16 protein-coding genes are annotated in these 17,758 nt (G+C 41.9%); 9 read left to right on the top strand and 7 right to left on the bottom strand.

The features are described 5' to 3' along the window. The first annotated feature begins 18 nt into the window (after nucleotides 1–18). Nucleotides 19–180 (top strand): hypothetical protein, encoded by a 162-nt coding sequence (locus FD724_RS19750; RefSeq protein WP_159402523.1) that lies wholly within the window; start codon nucleotides 19–21, stop codon nucleotides 178–180. A 38-nt stretch (nucleotides 181–218) separates the two neighbouring features. Next, complete coding sequence (locus tag FD724_RS19745; protein ID WP_179073796.1) at nucleotides 219–962, top strand: M50 family metallopeptidase; 744 nt, start codon at nucleotides 219–221, stop codon at nucleotides 960–962. 30 nt (nucleotides 963–992) lie between these two features. Here FD724_RS19745 and FD724_RS19740 read toward each other — a convergent pair whose 3' ends face one another. Beyond that, a complete protein-coding gene (locus FD724_RS19740) occupies nucleotides 993–1,997 on the bottom strand; it encodes a 2-hydroxyacid dehydrogenase (RefSeq protein ID WP_179073795.1) in 1,005 nt (334 codons plus the stop codon). Nucleotides 1,998–2,309: 312 nt separating this feature from the next. Further along, entirely contained in the window at nucleotides 2,310–3,332 is a 1,023-nt protein-coding gene (locus FD724_RS19735; protein ID WP_179073794.1) for a serine hydrolase, read from the bottom strand. A gap of 569 nt (nucleotides 3,333–3,901) precedes the next feature. Between FD724_RS19735 and FD724_RS19730 the strand changes: the two genes are divergently transcribed. After that, complete coding sequence (locus tag FD724_RS19730; RefSeq protein WP_179073793.1) at nucleotides 3,902–5,431, top strand: YifB family Mg chelatase-like AAA ATPase; 1,530 nt, start codon at nucleotides 3,902–3,904, stop codon at nucleotides 5,429–5,431. 75 nt (nucleotides 5,432–5,506) lie between these two features. Here the strand turns inward: FD724_RS19730 and FD724_RS19725 are convergent, their stop codons facing one another. Beyond that, complete coding sequence (locus tag FD724_RS19725; RefSeq protein WP_179073792.1) at nucleotides 5,507–6,148, bottom strand: type I restriction endonuclease; 642 nt, start codon at nucleotides 6,146–6,148, stop codon at nucleotides 5,507–5,509. Between the two features lie 21 nt (nucleotides 6,149–6,169). Between FD724_RS19725 and FD724_RS19720 the strand changes: the two genes are divergently transcribed. From FD724_RS19720 to FD724_RS19700, 5 genes are all read left to right on the top strand, one after another. After that, nucleotides 6,170–6,442, top strand: a complete 273-nt coding sequence (locus FD724_RS19720; RefSeq protein WP_179073791.1) for a hypothetical protein — start codon at nucleotides 6,170–6,172, stop codon at nucleotides 6,440–6,442. Beyond that, complete coding sequence (locus FD724_RS19715; protein WP_179073790.1) at nucleotides 6,387–7,403, top strand: YihY/virulence factor BrkB family protein; 1,017 nt, start codon at nucleotides 6,387–6,389, stop codon at nucleotides 7,401–7,403. Before FD724_RS19720 ends, FD724_RS19715 begins: the two co-directional genes overlap by 56 nt. 157 nt (nucleotides 7,404–7,560) lie before the next feature. Beyond that, a complete protein-coding gene (locus FD724_RS19710; protein WP_114083031.1) occupies nucleotides 7,561–8,112 on the top strand; it encodes a DUF421 domain-containing protein in 552 nt (183 codons plus the stop codon). Between the two features lie 40 nt (nucleotides 8,113–8,152). Continuing rightward, nucleotides 8,153–9,448, top strand: coding sequence for an adenylosuccinate lyase (gene purB / locus FD724_RS19705; RefSeq protein ID WP_179073789.1), 1,296 nt, complete (start codon nucleotides 8,153–8,155; stop codon nucleotides 9,446–9,448). Between the two features lie 272 nt (nucleotides 9,449–9,720). After that, a complete protein-coding gene (locus tag FD724_RS19700; protein ID WP_114083033.1) occupies nucleotides 9,721–10,275 on the top strand; it encodes a DUF4126 domain-containing protein in 555 nt (184 codons plus the stop codon). Nucleotides 10,276–10,415: 140 nt separating this feature from the next. Here the strand turns inward: FD724_RS19700 and hemH are convergent, their stop codons facing one another. Then, entirely contained in the window at nucleotides 10,416–11,582 is a 1,167-nt protein-coding gene (gene hemH, locus FD724_RS19695; protein WP_114083034.1) for a ferrochelatase, read from the bottom strand. Between the two features lie 94 nt (nucleotides 11,583–11,676). On the opposite strand from hemH, the gene FD724_RS19690 reads away from it, so the two are divergent. Then, a complete protein-coding gene (locus FD724_RS19690; RefSeq protein ID WP_179073788.1) occupies nucleotides 11,677–12,300 on the top strand; it encodes a class I SAM-dependent methyltransferase in 624 nt (207 codons plus the stop codon). Nucleotides 12,301–12,563: 263 nt separating this feature from the next. Here FD724_RS19690 and FD724_RS19685 read toward each other — a convergent pair whose 3' ends face one another. From FD724_RS19685 to FD724_RS19675, 3 genes are all read right to left on the bottom strand, one after another. After that, nucleotides 12,564–14,657 carry a prolyl oligopeptidase family protein gene (locus FD724_RS19685; protein ID WP_179073787.1) on the bottom strand — a complete coding sequence of 698 codons (2,094 nt, stop codon included), beginning with the start codon at nucleotides 14,655–14,657 and terminating at the stop codon, nucleotides 12,564–12,566. A gap of 586 nt (nucleotides 14,658–15,243) precedes the next feature. After that, nucleotides 15,244–16,419, bottom strand: coding sequence for a DNA double-strand break repair nuclease NurA (locus FD724_RS19680; protein ID WP_163932431.1), 1,176 nt, complete (start codon nucleotides 16,417–16,419; stop codon nucleotides 15,244–15,246). Between the two features lie 501 nt (nucleotides 16,420–16,920). Then, nucleotides 16,921–17,706: an HAD family hydrolase gene (locus FD724_RS19675; protein WP_179073786.1), complete on the bottom strand. Its 786-nt coding sequence runs from the start codon at nucleotides 17,704–17,706 to the stop codon at nucleotides 16,921–16,923. Nucleotides 17,707–17,758 lie beyond the last annotated feature (52 nt).

Raw genomic sequence — 17,758 nt, 5'->3', positions numbered from 1 at the left:
TTTTTGGAGGAGAAACGAATGCACCGCATCAGACAAGCGACGGATAACTATGTTGTTTTTGATAGCGCCATAGTTTATAGCCGTCGCTTTGATGTGCGAATTGTTGCATTGTCCAGCAACTCCACTACCTCAATAATTACACTAGGATGGATAAAATACACTGCCAATTTAAAATTTTGAATTTTCCAGAAAATCTAAAATCCAAAATAGAGTGACCTATGAGGGAACCAAGTAAAAATTCTGAACCCTTGCTCACCCAAGAAGCCCCGTCAGTTGTTGAGCGTATGGGGCTAACCTGGCTAATTGCAGCAGCGATCGCAACTGCTTTACTGTGGCAAGTACCAGGAGGTGATTATATTTTATACCCATTTACAATCCTGGCAACCTGGTTCCATGAAATGGGTCACGGTTTAATGGCACTCCTATTAGGGGGACAGTTTCAAAAATTACAGATTTTTAGCAATGGTTCCGGTGTTGCGACTTATGGCATCCGGTCGTCATTGGGGCCAATTGGCCCGGCACTGGTCGCCGCCGCAGGACCAATGGGGCCGCCTCTTGCGGGCGCAGCTTTGATTCTGGCTTCCCGCAGTTTTAAAGCAGCTTCCCTAAGTTTGAAAATATTAGGGAGTTTTTTGCTATTTTCCACATTAATTTGGATACGTTCCTGGTTTGGATTAGTGGCAATTCCCTTGTTGGGTTTAATAATTTTGGGTATCGCCCTGAAAACACCTCGTTGGGCGCAAGGGTTTGCCATTCAATTTCTGGGTGTACAAGCTTGTGTGAGTACGTACCATCAACTTGATTATCTATTTAGTAGTTCTGCTGGCCCCCTTGGACTCTCTGATACGGCGCAAATGCAGCGATATTTGCTTTTACCTTATTGGTTTTGGGGCGGGTTGATGGCGATCGCATCTCTGGTGATTTTAGTCCAAAGTCTCCGCGTTGCCTATCGTTCAGAATGAATATACAAATTAGCGATCGCCAATCCTTACCTAAGCTGACGGTTGAGCGCGAATTTCATTGGCGCAAGGACGACCATTTTCAATATCAGCAATATTAGCAAAAGTTGTTTCTGCAATATTGTGGAGAGCCTCTGCTGTAAAAAAGGCTTGATGTCCGGTAATTAGTACATTGGGGAACATTGTCAGACGTTGGAAAATATCATCTTGAATAATTTCGCCAGATAAATCCTCAAAAAACAATTCCGATTCTTGTTCGTAGACATCCACACCGAGATAGCCAATCTTACCAGACTTCAATCCCTCAATCACTGCTTGGGTATCAATCAGCGCTCCCCGGCTAGTATTAATTAGCATTACGCCTGGCTTAATCTGTTCTATAGCCTCAGCGTTAATTAAGTGATGCGTTTCGGGAGTCAGGGGGCAATGTAAGGAAATAATATCAGAGTTGGCAAATAGCTCAGGTAGTTCTACATACTTTCCACCTAGCGCCTCCAATTCTGGATTGCGATAAACGTCATAGGCGAGTAGGTTACAGCCAAACCCCTTCATAATCTGTCCTAAAATCAGACCAATTTTACCTGTGCCGACAATCCCCACTGTACGCTTATGCAAGTTAAATCCCAACAGTCCATCTAGGGAAAAATTGCTTTCTCGGACACGGTTATAAGCCCGATGAATTTTGCGATTCAGGCTTAAAATCAATCCTACGGCATGTTCTGCTACTCCATAAGGTGAGTAAGCGGGAACACGCACAACAGTAATTCCTAAATCTGCTGCGGCTTGTAAGTCTACATTGTTAAACCCAGCACACCGAAGGACAACCAGCTTAGTACCCCGTGAGGCGAGAAGTTTTAAAGTTGGGGCATCAACCTGATCGTGTACAAATACGCAAACCGCCGGAAATCCGGCGGCGAGGATAGCAGTATCCCGATTTAAACGGGGTTCAAAAAACGCTAATTCGTGTTGTGTGGGAGAATTTACAGTTGACAAAAACTGTCGATCGTAGACTTTTGTACTGAAGACTGCTACTTTCATGCAAAACCTCAAGCTTTATGCTGCACGGTATCCGACTACATAATACCTTGGCAGTTAGAAAAGCGATGTCTAAGACGGGCTATTCGCTATCGTATTTTTGAATATTGCCAGCTTTCAGAATTGATGTTTGTGTAAACAGTTTAATAACTATAGGATTTATGCACTAAAAACCTGAAACCTTTTTCCCACAGTCCTCTCTAGCCTTATTTAAATAAAAAATTTAGCTAAAAACCCCCTTTTTTAAGGGGGTTGAGATATATCTTCTGCGTAAGTCCGAAACTAAAGCAAAAATCTAGAATTCAGAATAAATAATTAAGGTAGATTACTAACTTTTGGCTGCTCGAAGTAGCCATACATCACCCGCGAAACTTGACGAATAAAATCTCTAGCTCTAATGTCATTATTTGGTCTACGCACAAAAATTCCTGCTAAATAACGCTTACCTGATGGTGTTTCAATAATACCTGCATCACCCAGTACAAATCGCAGAGTACCTGTTTTATGAGCAATATTTGCACCAGAACCTAAGCCAGATGGAAGCAATGCTCTATTATGACAACGAATCATAATACCTAAAACTTGGGATTGACTTCTATCAGAAATTAACTGATTATTTGTAACCAAAGCTGACAGTCTTACCAAGTCTTTGGCACTAGTTTTATTTGTTCCTTTAAAGTCTCCTAACATATTGTGAATCACAGTGCTTTGCAATCCCCAACGGCGAAACTTTTGATTTAATTTAGATACACCACCTAAACGATCGATAACCATATTTGTAGCAGTGTTATCGCTAATAGTCATCATCTTGGTTGCAGTTTGCAAGAGACTCAGCTTAGTTCCCACTCGTTGATACTGCAAATCTCCAGAACCGCCAGTGACATGTTTGCGTCGCATTACCAAAGTTTCACCAAGTTTGATTCTCCCTGCATCTACTTCTTGAAACAATGCAATCAAAATCGGATACTTAATTGTGCTAGCAGCAGAAAATGCTTTATCACCATTAAAACTAAAATAATCACCTGTTTTTAAGTCCATAAAAAAGATTCCGGGAGTGAGGAATCTATAGCGAGCCATTAATGCTTTAATAGGAGTTTTTAGTTCTGATATCTCGCGTCCTAGAGGAACTACACCAGTAAATTTAGAACTATTTATTGGGTTGGCAGGATCGCCTAGAGGAACCGGAGGAATAAATTTAAGTTTTGGTAATTGTAAATCAGATTGATTTGCACTCCAGTCATTTACGTTGCCAAGTTGATTGGTGTTAGGATTCGCTTTTACTGGAGACGAAAATAAAAAAATACTTGTAAGGCTGAGTAATAACCAGCGTAGTTTCATGTAGTGCTGTAAGGATAGTGTTGGATTTATTTACAGAGATTTTCTCAAGAAGTTAACGAAATCCGGATTGATTGACATAGTAATCACTAAGGTATCCCATGTCAATAGATATGAAAAACAGATTTATTGGAAAATTTAAAATAAAATGTATGGTAAAAAAACACAAGGTAGAATATGGAGAATATGCTTTTATCACATCAATTGATTATATTTTTATACAAATAGTAAGAGATTATAATTGCAGTTTTAATTCTGCTAGCAATGATTTATACATACATAGCGCTCTGGATAAAAAAGCAATTGCTTCTATATAATTCATAATTATTAATTCATGATATCAACTTAGGATAACTAGTTATGGTTTTTACACTTAGTAACTAAGGTGTTAAAAGTTATTTATAAAGTGTAAAAATAAAATTACTGTAGTGGCGTGGGACAGCTAAAATAGTGCAGTCGAAAAAGAAATGGTATAACTATATTGGAACGGTAAAATAGTCTATGTAGTTTCACTAATGCCAATCGACCCACGCATCTGCTAGAGATTTGAAAGGTTTACTGTTATATAAGAAATGCTTGCCAGAGTCTGGAGTGCATCAATTGTGGGCATCGATGCCGTCAAAGTAGGCGTAGAAGTCGATGTCTCAGGGGGATTACCGGGAATTGTTGTCTTGGGACTGCCAGATTCAGCGATTCAAGAATCGAGAGAAAGAGTCAAAGCAACGCTGAAAAATGCAGGTTTCGCCTTTCCTATGCGGAAAATTGTGATCAATTTAACTCCGGCAGATTTACGCAAAGAAGGCCCCTGTTTCGATTTGCCTATTAGCGTGGGAATTTTGGCGGCTTCTGAGCAAGTTAGCGCTGATTTGTTGGGGGATTATCTATTCTTAGGTGAAGTGTCTCTAGATGGCAGCTTGCGTCCGGTGGCTGGTGTTTTACCGATCGCAGCAGCAGCCCAAAAAATGGGAATTGCAGGTTTAGTTATCCCTGCTGATAATGCCCAAGAAGCCGCAGTGGTTCAAGGCTTGGCTGTTTACGGCTGCAAACATCTGTCTGATGTGGTGAATCTTTTAAATCATCCAGGGCGTTACAAACCAGTGCAGATGGATAGTATAGTAGACACAGCAACAGTATCTTACCCTAGCGCAGATTTGCATGATGTGAAAGGACAAGCTCATGCGCGTCGAGCTTTGGAAATTGCTGCTGCTGGTGGGCATAATTTAATCTTTGTCGGGCCGCCTGGTAGTGGGAAAACCATGTTGGCAAGGCGCTTACCAGGAATTTTACCGCCTCTGAGTTTTGCCGAATCTTTAGAAGTGACTCGCATCCATTCGGTGGCTGGTTTATTGAAAAATCGCGGTTCGTTGGTACGCGATCGCCCTTTTCGCAGTCCCCACCACTCAGCATCCGGGCCTTCTCTGGTTGGTGGCGGTAGTTTTCCTCGTCCTGGCGAAATCTCATTATCTCACAGGGGTGTCCTGTTCCTAGACGAATTAACTGAGTTTAAACGTGATGTGCTGGAATTTCTCCGTCAGCCTTTAGAAGATGGCTACGTTACAATTTCTCGTACCAGACTATCGGTAACGTTTCCCGCACAGTTTACTTTGGTGGCGAGTACCAATCCCTGTCCATGCGGTTACTATGGCGATACCATCCAACAATGTACTTGTTCTCCCCGCCAACGCGAGCAATATTGGGCAAAACTTTCTGGCCCGTTGATGGATCGGATTGATTTACAAGTTGCGGTAAATCGCTTGAAACCAGAAGAAATTACCCAACAACCTACGGGAGAAACATCAAAATCAGTGCTACAACGAGTGCAACAAGCAAGCTATCGCGCCATTACCCGCTTCCAAGAAGAAGCAAATCTGCGTTGCAATGCTCAGATGCAAAGTCGTCATCTCCAGAAATGGTGCAAGCTAGATGATGCTAGTCGTAATTTATTAGAAGTAGCCATTAGAAAATTAGGTTTATCGGCAAGAGCTAGCGATCGCATTCTCAAAGTAGCACGAACTATTGCAGATTTAGCAGGAGACGATGAGCTAAAAACTAATCATGTGGCGGAAGCAATTCAATATCGCACAATCGACAGAATGCAGTAAAATCTTGTGATGATAGCTTAACTCTGTTAAAGGTTAACGCAGATAGTTCGTGCTACCAGCAGCTAGAACAGCCACTTAAGACGCAGGAGAAATTAACTGACCAATACGCTTGAGAATTTGCAAAACGGCGTATAGTTCTCTCGCGGATGTAAACGGAGCGAAGACTCTTGACAAATCGTACTGTGGTGTAGTTGTTTGCGTCACTTTGACAAATAAAATATCGTCTCCATTCGTCACCATCCCAAATACAGGTTTACTGGGGTTGGGGTTAGCCATCATATAAGCTAAGGCTTGCGGTACAGCCGCCCAAACTGACAGCGTGGTTTTTTTCGACTCTAACACCATCAACCACAACTGATCTTGTAACACTAAAACGTCAATTCGTCCGCGCAGTATTTCCTCGCCATCATCCAGCACTAATTCCACAGATGATTCAGCCTTAATTCTGAAAGGAGGATCGTAAAATCCAGAGAGTGCAAGTATTGGTGACACCAATAACAATATGACTGTCCCTTCTAGTAAATCACCTCCGGTACGGTGATAAAGATACCTACGCCGCACGACATCCACAGAGGCTTTTTCAGCTTCTGTAATTTCAGACAATCCCTCATACCACTCTGGGAAAAATTGCTCGTCTTCAACACGGACAAAACCGAATCGATTTTCTGCATCCTGAAGAGTGGTAATCGCTTCTGTAATTGCTGCCGTCTGTGTCATTGCTTTTAGATAACAGTTGCTTTGTTATGCTACTGCATTTTATATGCTGAGGCGATCGCAGTACCTATTTCCTACCATAAAGCAAATTATAGATATTGCCGTCAGCAAATTATCGACTCTACTAAATTCCTCCTCAAGAACGCTTTACAAACTCCCTTGGGAGGATGTCACTACCCAGAGAATAAGTATCAAATATATCAGGAAGTAAGCGATATCCTCTTAGAAGGAGACTGGTTGGATGAATTTGCAGGCGATTTTGAAGTTATTCCAAGAGACATTCAAAGAATGGAGTGAGGATAAAGCCTCACGGTTAGCGGCGGCTTTAGCTTATTACACGATTTTTTCTATTGCACCGTTATTAATTATTGTAATTGCGATCGCAGGGGCAGTATTTGGAGAAGAAGCAGCAAGAGGTCAAATTGTCGGACAAATTCAAGGTTTAGTCGGCCCAGATGGGGCAGAATTTATCCAAACAGCTATTCAGAATGCGAACAAACCACAGACAGGAGCGATCGCTTCGATTATTAGTGTTGTAGTTCTGCTATTGGGTGCTACTGGTTTATTTACTGAGTTGCAAGATTCACTCAACACTATTTGGGAAGTCAAACCGAAACCTGGACGCGGTGTAAATAACATGATTCGCCTACGCTTTTTGTCCTTTGCAATGGTCATAGGTATTGGCTTTTTACTGTTAGTTTCTCTGGTAATTAGTACGGCTTTAGCAGCATTAGTAACATATTTTAGCAACTTGCTACCCGGTGTAGATTTCCTTTGGCAGATTCTCAATTTCCTTCTATCTTTTGCCATCACTACGTTTCTGTTTGGACTCATTTTTAAAGTCCTACCAGATGTCAAAATTGGTTGGAGTGATGTTTTAATTGGAGCTATGCTCACCTCCTTTTTGTTCTCGATTGGGAGATTTTTATTAGGACAGTATTTAGGTAATGGCAGTTTTGGTTCAGCTTATGGTGCTGCTGGTTCATTGGTAGTGATTTTAGCTTGGGTTAACTATGCCGCACAGATTCTTTTCTTCGGTGCTGAATTTACCCAAGTTTATGCTAGAAGGTATGGAAGCGGCATAACCCCAACAAAACATGCCATTCCTTTATCTGATAACACTGAATATAATGGCAAGGCTCAAACGAGGCAATCGTCCACTAATAAAAAGTCATCTTCTAACTTGATTAATCGCTTATTCCATTCTTTTAAGAAGCCCAAACGATTAAAACAAAGGAGGAAAAATCCGCGATTTTAACCCCACTATGCAGGGCTTATATATTTGTAACTCTGATAAATATTGAAGAATTTAACCTCTAATAAAAATCAGTTTTATGAAATCAGATCCCACATAAATAAAGTAATACTGGATTTTTTCCAGAAGTCTATATGAAAAAGGAAGAAAATCAGTGCTAATGGAAAAATGGTTTTTTATCGATTGGCAAGCAATCTTTGTTCCTAGCATCAGCGTAGTTGAGTTGATTATCCGTGGCTCACTAGTCTACTTAGCACTGTTCACGGTATTACGTTTCCTTCCTAGCCGACAGCTAGGAACACTAGGAATTACTGATTTACTTGTAGTTGTACTATTTGCTGAAGCTGCCCAAAATGCGATGGCAAGTAATTATACATCGATTACTGAAGGCGCTATCCTGGTAGGAACTGTGATTTTTTGGAGTTATTTATTGAACTGGTTAGGCTACAAAATACCTCAGTTCCAACGTTTTATGAATCAGCCACCGCTACTACTGGTAAAAAATGGTCGGATGATTCAGCGTCATTTGCAACGAGAGTTAATTACAGACGATGAGTTGATGAGCAAGTTACGTCAGCAAGGTGTGGAATTTTTAGCCGATGTAAAGTTTGCATATATGGAGGCTGACGGTAGGATTAGCATTATCACCTTTGACTCAAAAACTAATTCCGTCCCTGAGCCAAAAACACCATTAAAAATTGATCTACATTAATTAGACTGTAAAATATGACGGTTGTATTCTGTGCCGAACTGTGATTGAGCGTTATACTTTGCCCGAAATGGCTAATCTGTGGAGTGAAACCTACAAACTAAAAACTTGGCTGCAAGTCGAGATTGCTGTTTGTGAGGCTCAAGCTGAACTAGGTTACATTCCATCTCAGGCGGTTGAGGAAATTAAGGCCAAGGCAGATTTTGACCCCAAGCGGGTGTTAGAAATTGAGGCTGTAGTCCGCCACGATGTCATCGCTTTTTTGACAAATGTCAATGAATATGTTGGGGAAGCCGGACGCTACATTCACCTGGGTTTAACCAGTTCGGATGTTTTGGATACAGCTTTAGCACTGCAATTGGTTGCCAGCCTGGATCTATTATTGCAACGTTTGGAAGATTTGATTCAGGTAATTCGTGAAAAAGCACGGGAACACCGTCATACAGTGATGGCTGGCCGATCGCATGGTATTCACGCTGAACCGATTACTTTTGGTTTCAAGCTAGCTGGCTGGTTAGCAGAGGTGTTGCGACACCAAGAACGCTTGAGAATTCTCCGCCAAACCATTGCTGTGGGTAAGATTTCTGGTGCAGTGGGAACTTATGCCAATGTTGAACCGCGTGTAGAAGCGATCGCTTGCCAGAAACTCGGACTCAAACCCGATACGGCCTCAACACAAGTTATTTCCCGCGATCGCCACGCCGACTACGTGCAACAGTTAGCTTTGGTAGCGGCATCCATCGAACGTTTTGCTGTAGAAATTCGCAATCTGCAAAAAACAGACGTTTTGGAAGTTGAAGAATTCTTTGCCAAAGGTCAAAAAGGCTCCTCAGCCATGCCACACAAACGTAATCCCATCCGTTCGGAACGGCTAACGGGAATGGCCCGACTGGTGAGAAGTCATGCTGGTGCAGCCTTGGAAAACATAGCTCTCTGGCATGAGAGGGATATTTCCCACAGTTCTGTAGAACGGGTGATTTTGCCAGATGCTTGCACTTTGACACATTTTATGCTGTCAGAAATAACCGACTTGGTGAAAAACCTGTTGGTTTATCCTGAAAATATGGAACGAAATCTCAACTGCTACGGCGGCGTTGTGTTCAGCCAAAAAGTGCTACTTGCCTTGATAGACAAGGGAAGTAGCCGTGAAGAAGCTTATGCGATCGTTCAAGAAAGCGCTCACGTCGCTTGGAACAAGCCAGGAGGCAATTTCCAGGACTTAATTAGCAAAGACCCTCGCGTTACTCAAAAGTTGTCCCCAGCAGAACTAGAAGTCTGTTTCGATCCTCAACAGCATCTCCAGCATTTAGAAGAAGTTTACCAACGACTGGGAATTTAGGATTAATTGACTTGTAGTGAGCGCTTAAGCGCTTACTACAAACTTTTAGACTCAAAAAATAAACAATAGCCGAAACCCTCGTTTTCAGGTCTTAATTTACCTGAAATACGCTGTATAAACCATTGAACCCACGTTAAAAAAGAATATAAAAATATCAAAAATATTTAGTCTTGCATTGCTGAAGGCTGGATGTTTGATGCTGGAATTATTCCTATAACTGGGTAGTATACATAACAAATAAGTAAGTATTTGTTAGTCCTACGAGTGCCTTAATGATTGAAATCCTAGCCACACTTTCTGCCTCTGCCGCAGCAGGAATGAGAATAGGCATACCTTTGCTAATTATTGGACTATTGCAGGGTAGTAACTTATGGTCACAAGTTCCAATTTTATCTCACATTTCCCCACCACTATTGTTAGGCTGCCTCACCTTTTGGTCTTTAGTTGAATTATTAGCCTCAAAAAAGCTATGGGGGCAAAGATTACTACAACTAATTCAGTTATTCATGTCTCCTATCGTAGGGGCAATTATGGGGTTAGCAGTCGCTAATGCCACAGCAACACCAAACTGGCTGATTGCCTGTATTGGAGGTTCCTTAGCTTTAGTACTCCAGCTAGTTCAAGTTGGTTGGTTCTATCGGTTACGTGGCTTACCCTTGTGGGTAGTCTTTCTTCAAGATACCTTGTGCATTGCTCTAGTACTTTTTGCCTTTGATGCTCCTTGGCAAGGAGGATTAATTGCTTTAATACTGCTCTGGTTTGCAGTTCGTAGCGCCAAGCAGTGGTATGACTGGTATCACAAGGGCAGAAGAGGGCATGGGGCATAGGGCATAGGGCATGGCTAACAATTGAGATGAGGAAATATGGGAAGTAGGAGAACTAAGGGGAGATTTGCACTAAGCTTTTCGCCTCTGCCCAATGCCCAATGCCCAATGCCCAATGCCCAATTCCCCATTCCCCATTCCCCTTACTGCAAAAGCCCAATCATGTGCAAGAAGCCGTGACCGGTAATTAGCTCGATGATTAAGGCAATAAAGCCCAACATGGCAATTCGACCATTCCAGACTTCAGCACTAGTTGTTAGACCCCATTCCCAACGCTCTTGGGGGTACATTTTCACCATTTTTTTCATTTGGGCAGCTTGCGAAAGCTTAAAACTGGGGTTTTTCAGCGCATCAATTACTAAGTCTGCAAGTGCATTAATAAATACTGGATGAGTATTAGGAGCAGGAACGCGGCGGAAGTTGTGAATTCCTGATTCTTCTGCGACTTCCCGATACTCAATATCAATTTCTTGCAGTGTCTCAATATGCTCTGAGACAAAACTGATAGGCACGACAACCAAATCTTTTACGCCTTGTGCGCCTAGTTCTTTGAGCGCATCTTCAGTATAGGGTTGGAGCCATTCTACTGGGCCGACACGACTTTGGTAAGCTAAAGTATGGGCATTGGGACGATTGAGAGTCTGCATAATCAGGGCAGTACATTCCTCAATTTCTTGTTGGTAAGGGTCGCCAGCCTCTTCAACGTAGCTTTTCGGAACGCCGTGAGCGCTGAAGAATATATGAACCTCGTCTGGATTAGGAAACTGCTCAAGTTCTTGGGCTATCAGTTCCGCCATTGCTTGGAGATAGCCTGGTTGTTTGTACCAAGAAGGAATAACGGTGTATTCAATGGGCTGAAGTTTTGGGTCTTCTTGCCAAAGTTTATCTAAAAGTCGAAAGCTGGAACCACTAGTACTGATAGAAAACTGGGGATATAGTGGTAATATCACCAGGTGTTCTATATTGTCTTGGGTAATCTGTGCGATCGCTTCTTCTGTATAGGGATGCCAATAACGCATTCCGACGTAGATATTGGCTTCTTGCCCTAAATAACCCAACTGTTCTTTTAAAGCTTCCCCTTGCGCTTCTGTGATCCGCCGCAATGGTGAACCACCACCGATTTGCTTATAATTTTCTTGAGATGTTCTGGTTCGCCGCGAGGCAATAAACCAGGCTAGGGGTTTTTGCAACCAGCGAAACGGTAGGCGAATAATTTCTGGATCGGAAAATAGGTTATACAAAAACGGCCCGACATCTTCTAGCTTATCAGGGCCACCGAGATTGAGTAATAATACGCCTACACGACCCATAGCTGTTACTTTCCCCCAATCTTTTCAGATTTTTTACTAATGTTAACAATATATCTTTATTAAATAATAAAGCTTAATAGCAAGGAAATATGCAATGGCAACAATTTTAAGGGATTGGAGTTACCGCTATCAGTGGCTTTATGATAGTATCTCTCGTTTAGCAGCCTTAAGTGTAGGTGGTGAAGCCCGTTTTCGGCAACTTGCTTTGCAAGCCTTAACAATTCACTCAGATACTCAGGTCTTAGATTTATGTTGCGGTAGTGGTCAAACAACACAATTTTTAGTAAAACTTTCACAAAATGTAACAGGATTAGATGCTTCACCTAAGTCTTTGCAACGGGCGCGGCTAAATGTCCCGGAAGCGTCTTATGTCGAAGCTTTTGCCGAGGAGATGCCATTTGCAGATAATCAGTTTGATATGGTGCATATCAGCGTTGCCTTACATGAAATGCAGCCTCAGCAATTACGAAAAATTATTAATGAAGTTTATCGGGTGCTGAAGCCAGGAGGGGTATTTACGCTGGTGGATTTTCACGCTCCAACAAATCCGATATTGTGGCCTGGGATATCACTGTTTTTGTTGTTGTTTGAGACAGAAACAGCTTGGCAATTGTTAAAAACTGATTTGGCTGGATTGTTAACTGAGACTGGGTTTGATGTTAGTAAGCCAATTTTATATGCAGGTGGTAGTTTACAAGTTATACAGGCAAAGAAGTGAGATAGAACTAAGGCGAACGCTGTAGCTTTTTCTTAGAAGAAAGCTTCGCTCCCTAATAGGGATTTTGTTTTATTGCGATAATACTGCTGCAATTTAATTTGTCTGTATTGCTCGTTTCCATCCCTAATAGTTTGGGTTGCACAAGACCCTTGGGAATATGCTCCCTCAATTGCTCTGAATTTAGATGCACTGAAATAATTGAGCTTATGGAAATAATGTAGTGCGTCAACGCAGTGTAACGCACTATACAAATAAATTAACCCTTAAACTTCAACATTCAAAGTCCGCACCAAAAAAGCCCATTTATCTGCGGCTTCCTCGATAATTTTAGCAGTGGGTTTACCTGCACCATGTCCTGCCTTAGTCTCAATTCTAATTAAGACTGGCGCATCACCTGCGTGAGCTTCTTGCAAAGCGGCGGCAAATTTGAAACTATGAGCAGGAACAACGCGATCGTCATGATCGGCTGTGGTAATTAAGGTTGCTGGGTAAGCTGTATCTGGTTTGATGTTGTGGAGTGGCGAATAAGCATACAGCGCTGGAAACTCTTCGGAATTATCTGCTGAACCATATTCGGAAGTCCAAGCCCAACCGATGGTAAATTTGTGGAACCGCAACATATCCATCACGCCGACGGCGGGTATTGCTGCACCAAACAAACCGGGGCGCTGTGTCATGCAAGCACCTACCAATAAGCCACCATTACTACCACCTGCGATCGCTAGCTTCTGTGTCTTAGTATATTTATTAGCAATCAACCACTCAGCTGCACCAATAAAGTCATCAAAGACATTCTGCTTTTTATCCTTCATTCCTGCTTGATGCCATTCTTCACCGTATTCTCCACCGCCGCGTATATTGGGCATAGCATAGATACCACCCATCTCCATCCACACCAACAGACTCACAGAAAAGCTAGGTGTCATTGAGGCATTAAAACCACCATAGGCATAGAGATAAGTGGGGTTATTTCCATCTAATTTAATACCCTTTTTGTGCGTAATAAACATGGGTACTCTAGTACCATCTTTACTATGATAAAAAACCTGTTTTGTCTCATAATCGTTAGGATTAAAATCTACCTCTGGCTGACGAAAAACAGTGCTTTTACCAGTTATCATATCGTAGCGATAGATGGTTCCTGGTGTGGTAAAACTGGTGTAACTATAAAAAGTTTCGGTATCATGACGTTTTCCTCCAAAACCTCCGGCTGAACCAAGCCCAGGTAATTCTACCTCACGAATAAACCCGCCTTTGAGGTCAAAGATTTTAATTTGGCTATGAGCATCTTTGAGGTAATCAGCAACAAATTGGTTATTGAGTATGCCTACACTTTCTAAGGTTTCTGCTGATTGAGGAATGATTTCGCGCCAGTTTTCCGGCGCAGGGCTTTGAGTGTCAATTGCAATAACTCTTCCCCGTGGTGCATTTAAATCTGTGCGGAAATAAAAGACGCGATCATCATTGTCGATAAAGCTGTAATCTGCCTCGAATTGGTTAATTAATTCTACGACTTCAGCATTAGGGTTAGTTAAATCTTTGAAGAAAACCAAATTTTTGGAGTCAGTACCCAGCCAAATAGAAATTATTAGATAATGTCCATCTTCAGTAACACCACCACCAAAACCCCATTCTTTTTGGTCAGGACGATGATAAATTAGTACATCTTCTGATTGAGGGTTGCCTAGTTGATGATAGTAGAGCTTTTGATAATAGTTAACATCTTCTAATTGAGTTTTTTCATTCGGCTCGTCGTAGCGACTGTAGAAGAAACCTTGATTATTATGTGTCCACGATGCACCAGAAAATTTAATCCATTTCAGATGGTCTTGTAGGTCTTCACCAGTTTCAACATCGCGTACTTTCCACTCTTGCCAATCAGAACCAGAGGTTGATAGACCATAAGCTAAAAGTTTACCATTCTCGCTAATAGAAAATCCTGAAAGAGCAACAGTACCATCTTCTGAGAGTTGATTGGGATCGAGTAAAACTTTGGGTTGATCTTCGAGGGTTTTGAGAGTGTAGAGGACACTTTGGTTTTGCAGTCCATCATTTTTAAAATAAAAGTAGCGATCGGTGGAACCGTCTCCTAGAGATTCGCCTTCTTTAAAAGGGATACCATATTTTTCATAATCCCAAAGTTTAGTGAGGCGCTGTTTAATATTTTCCCTGGCAGGAATTTCACTCAAATAGCCAAAGGTAATTTGATTTTGTGCCTCAATCCAAGCCCTTGTTTCTTCAGAGTCAGGATCTTCTAACCAACGATAAGAATCTGCGACTAAAGTACCGTGGTAGTTATCGACTTGATTGCTTTTCTGACTGGATGGGTAGGTGATAGATTTTTTAGATGAAGGCATAATCTTAGGTTGAAGTGCTTCTTTACATACTACAAAGATAGACCTAAGACGTGGGGCATACATTGACCAAATCTGCGGAAAATTCTAATCGGAAAGGGTAACAGCCAGGTTACTACTCAGCAGCAAGCAGCCCTGTTAGAATTTGAATCAGTAAGAAAAAACTATAATTTGCTTACCTACTCCTTATACCAATTCTGTATGAAGATGCGCTAAACCATAACTAAAAGAAAGAAAAACGTGGACGCATTAGCGAAGCGGTAGCGACAAAGGAGCGTCAGAGGCTTGCCGCAGTCTACCGCAAAGGACGCATACTCCTACGGAAAAGCAAGCTACGCGCAGCGTCTCGTTAGAGAAGGACACAAAGAAAGAACTTAAAAAGGTTTGGCGCAGCCTCACAAAGAAATGGTATTAAACCAACAGGACTTACGCAAAATCATGAAAAAACGAACCACAGAGGGCGCAGAGGACACGGAGAAATAAGAGTTTCAGAGAGTTCTTGCGTAAGTCCTAACCAAAAATTCCAGAGGTATCGTTACAGCTTTTCTTTTCTTACTCTCACAAAGACGAGACTCTACGGGATGAATTATTAAGCAATACTCCCACGCTTTCTGGCTTCTTTGTAGGAAGTTCCGACATTTTTTAAACCAGCTTTAATCATTTGTTGTTCTAGGAGGGCAAAGAAACGCGCTCTATCGCCACCTTTTACCACTGCTTGATTATGCGCTTCGGCGATCGCAACTGGGTAGCCATATCCTTTTTGTACTTGTGCCAGCATTAGCCCCAATGCTTGATCTAACATGGTTGCATTCTCCGCTACCCATGCCGGAACTTCGATTCTGGCGATTTCGGTGCCAACGTGGACATAGCAAAAATAAATGGTTTGATCGCCGTAGAGTTCGAGAATCGGAGAATTACTCCGCCAAAGGGTGCTGCGTTGTCCTGGTTTGAGTCTGGTTGCCCAAACAGAAGTATCTCGCAACTGTTCAAAAATTTTACAAGGTACTTTTTCTAACTGATTTGGGCAATGACTTTTACAGTCTGGTACTGGATGAGGACAAGCCAACAATCGTAAAAAGTTCATTGTTTCGATGCTGCGAGAGGCGCTAAGATAACCCATCAGGGGAATTTGAGCATCACGCATTTGCTGCCAAGCTTCCAGGATGGGGGGTAAAATGCGATCGCGTGCATCCATCGGTAACTGTTCTAAAAACCAGTAAATTAACGAACCATCTACCATCGCTAATGCTGGTGCTTCCCCTTTAGCCGCACATGCAAGTTCTGCTAAAACCGTTGTTTCTGATGCAGTGCGGCGGAAACTCATCCATTCCTCGGTTCTAATTCCCCACTGCCGAGACATATATAAATCTTCTGGGCGGTAAAATACTTCTGGCAAACTATCGAGTAGCGGATGGCGGTTTTGTCCGTAGTGTAAAACGACTCTGCCAATATTGAGTAGATAACAGTAAGCAATTTCGTGATGGTTGGGGGCAATTTGGGAACCATCGGTGGCAATTACAGTATGAATTTTTGGCGGAACTGAGATATCGATGCAGGTTTCTAGCGGCTCAATTGGGGTAGCATTAGCAAATAGAATGCGATCGCGCCATTTTTCCTGGCGATCAATTAAATCTTGTTGAGATTCATAAGCATTTTTTAGATGTTGTTGTGCCAATTCTAAACGCTGGCGACTGGCAGCAGCTTCTAAGGTAAGATGCTGACTTAAGCCCTGCATTTGTCGCGCCAGTTTTGTTAAATCAAGCATAAAGGTAAGTGATAAATTAGGAGTTTTATAGGACTTACGCAAACAATAGTCAAAACCCTGAATCCTCCGATAAATTGGAGGACTTTGAGAGAGGTTTTTGCCCCCCTTAAAAAGGCTACGGTGTACACACATCTTTCTAGAAAACCAAAATCGTCGTAGATCCCCCTAAATCCCCCTTAAGAAGGGGGACTTTGATAGCTTTTTGCCCGACTTTTTAAGGGGGGTTGGGGGGATCAAAAGCTTGTGGGACAACTTTAAAAGACTTGTGTGTACACCGTAGCCCTGTGGGAGAGAGGTTCTAAAAATAAGTTGCACATTGCGTTACATCTTTTAAATATCTCGCTTCGTTGCCATTTTGCTAGAAAATTAAAATAATTCGTAATTGATAATTAGACTTTAATGATTGCTAACGTAATTCGTAATAAAAGTAAGTTGGGGATTTAGACCATTTACAAATTACGAATTACTTTAAAGTAGCAGGCAAAGCCCATTACGAATTAGTTAAAGCCAAGCACGGAAATCTCTGGCAAACTGAGACAGTGATAACAAATGAATTTGCGGATCATTTTGAGCCGCTTCTCTTTCTGCTTGAGTATTATAGCCCCAGTCGGCAAGGAACAGTTTCACGTCTCCAAGGTCTGTTTGCTGTTTAACTAACTGCAACGTCTTGAGTCTATCTTCTACAAACCAGAGACTAACTGGCTTGTTTTCTGCTTGTTGTTTTAATTCTCGCAAAATTTCATATTTGGGGCGCTTGACTTCTTTCCCAAAAATTGCTGCTGCTGGTAAATTAACTCCTTCTTGTTGGAGCAACTGCTGTACAAAACGTCCCTCTTTAGTGGTTACAATGTATAGCTTAACTCCACTATCAAGAGTTAATTTGATTTTTTCTATTACACCCGGATAAAATCTATGCAGACTTAGCCAACCATCTAAATCTGTGGTAATCCATTCATCCCGTTGGTTATCTAGTTTCGTAGCAATTTCTCTTGCTTGTAGCTTGTCATTTAACAAAAGTTGTGGGGCGATGCTTAACCATTCATGAAGAATTTTCTCATCAGGAATTCCATCTACTAGCGCTTTGATTAAAACGGGCATTTCCCAACCCGTCTCAATTACAGGCCGTAAACGATAGAATCTCAAAGCTAAATCATCTGCTGGTGTGTCATTAGCTGGCGACCAAATTTCACAGTAGGTACGCCATGCTACCTCAAAATATTCAATTAGTCCGTCGCAAATCACTCCATCAAAGTCCAGGGCTAAAATCGTGGGACTACTTGCGGTCATTGTTTTGAGGATTAAAACTGCTTTTGTCAGCTTACCCGACAAATTTAAATTA

The organism is Nostoc sp. C057, assembly GCF_013393925.1.
Classification (GTDB): domain Bacteria; phylum Cyanobacteriota; class Cyanobacteriia; order Cyanobacteriales; family Nostocaceae; genus Nostoc; species Nostoc muscorum_A.
This window is presented reverse-complemented; position numbering and strand designations above follow the sequence as displayed.

Excerpts from the sequence above, each read along its gene's own strand:
- FD724_RS19750 (WP_159402523.1), top strand. The coding sequence starts at position 19 with ATGCACCGCATCAGACAAGCGACGGATAACTATGTTGTTTTTGATAGC.
- FD724_RS19745 (WP_179073796.1), top strand. The coding sequence starts at position 219 with ATGAGGGAACCAAGTAAAAATTCTGAACCCTTGCTCACCCAAGAAGCC.
- FD724_RS19740 (WP_179073795.1), bottom strand. The coding sequence starts at position 1,997 with ATGAAAGTAGCAGTCTTCAGTACAAAAGTCTACGATCGACAGTTTTTG.
- FD724_RS19735 (WP_179073794.1), bottom strand. The coding sequence starts at position 3,332 with ATGAAACTACGCTGGTTATTACTCAGCCTTACAAGTATTTTTTTATTT.
- FD724_RS19730 (WP_179073793.1), top strand. The coding sequence starts at position 3,902 with ATGCTTGCCAGAGTCTGGAGTGCATCAATTGTGGGCATCGATGCCGTC.
- FD724_RS19725 (WP_179073792.1), bottom strand. The coding sequence starts at position 6,148 with ATGACACAGACGGCAGCAATTACAGAAGCGATTACCACTCTTCAGGAT.
- FD724_RS19715 (WP_179073790.1), top strand. The coding sequence starts at position 6,387 with ATGAATTTGCAGGCGATTTTGAAGTTATTCCAAGAGACATTCAAAGAA.
- FD724_RS19710 (WP_114083031.1), top strand. The coding sequence starts at position 7,561 with ATGGAAAAATGGTTTTTTATCGATTGGCAAGCAATCTTTGTTCCTAGC.
- FD724_RS19700 (WP_114083033.1), top strand. The coding sequence starts at position 9,721 with ATGATTGAAATCCTAGCCACACTTTCTGCCTCTGCCGCAGCAGGAATG.
- hemH (WP_114083034.1), bottom strand. The coding sequence starts at position 11,582 with ATGGGTCGTGTAGGCGTATTATTACTCAATCTCGGTGGCCCTGATAAG.
- FD724_RS19690 (WP_179073788.1), top strand. The coding sequence starts at position 11,677 with ATGGCAACAATTTTAAGGGATTGGAGTTACCGCTATCAGTGGCTTTAT.
- FD724_RS19685 (WP_179073787.1), bottom strand. The coding sequence starts at position 14,657 with ATGCCTTCATCTAAAAAATCTATCACCTACCCATCCAGTCAGAAAAGC.
- FD724_RS19680 (WP_163932431.1), bottom strand. The coding sequence starts at position 16,419 with ATGCTTGATTTAACAAAACTGGCGCGACAAATGCAGGGCTTAAGTCAG.
- FD724_RS19675 (WP_179073786.1), bottom strand. The coding sequence starts at position 17,706 with ATGACCGCAAGTAGTCCCACGATTTTAGCCCTGGACTTTGATGGAGTG.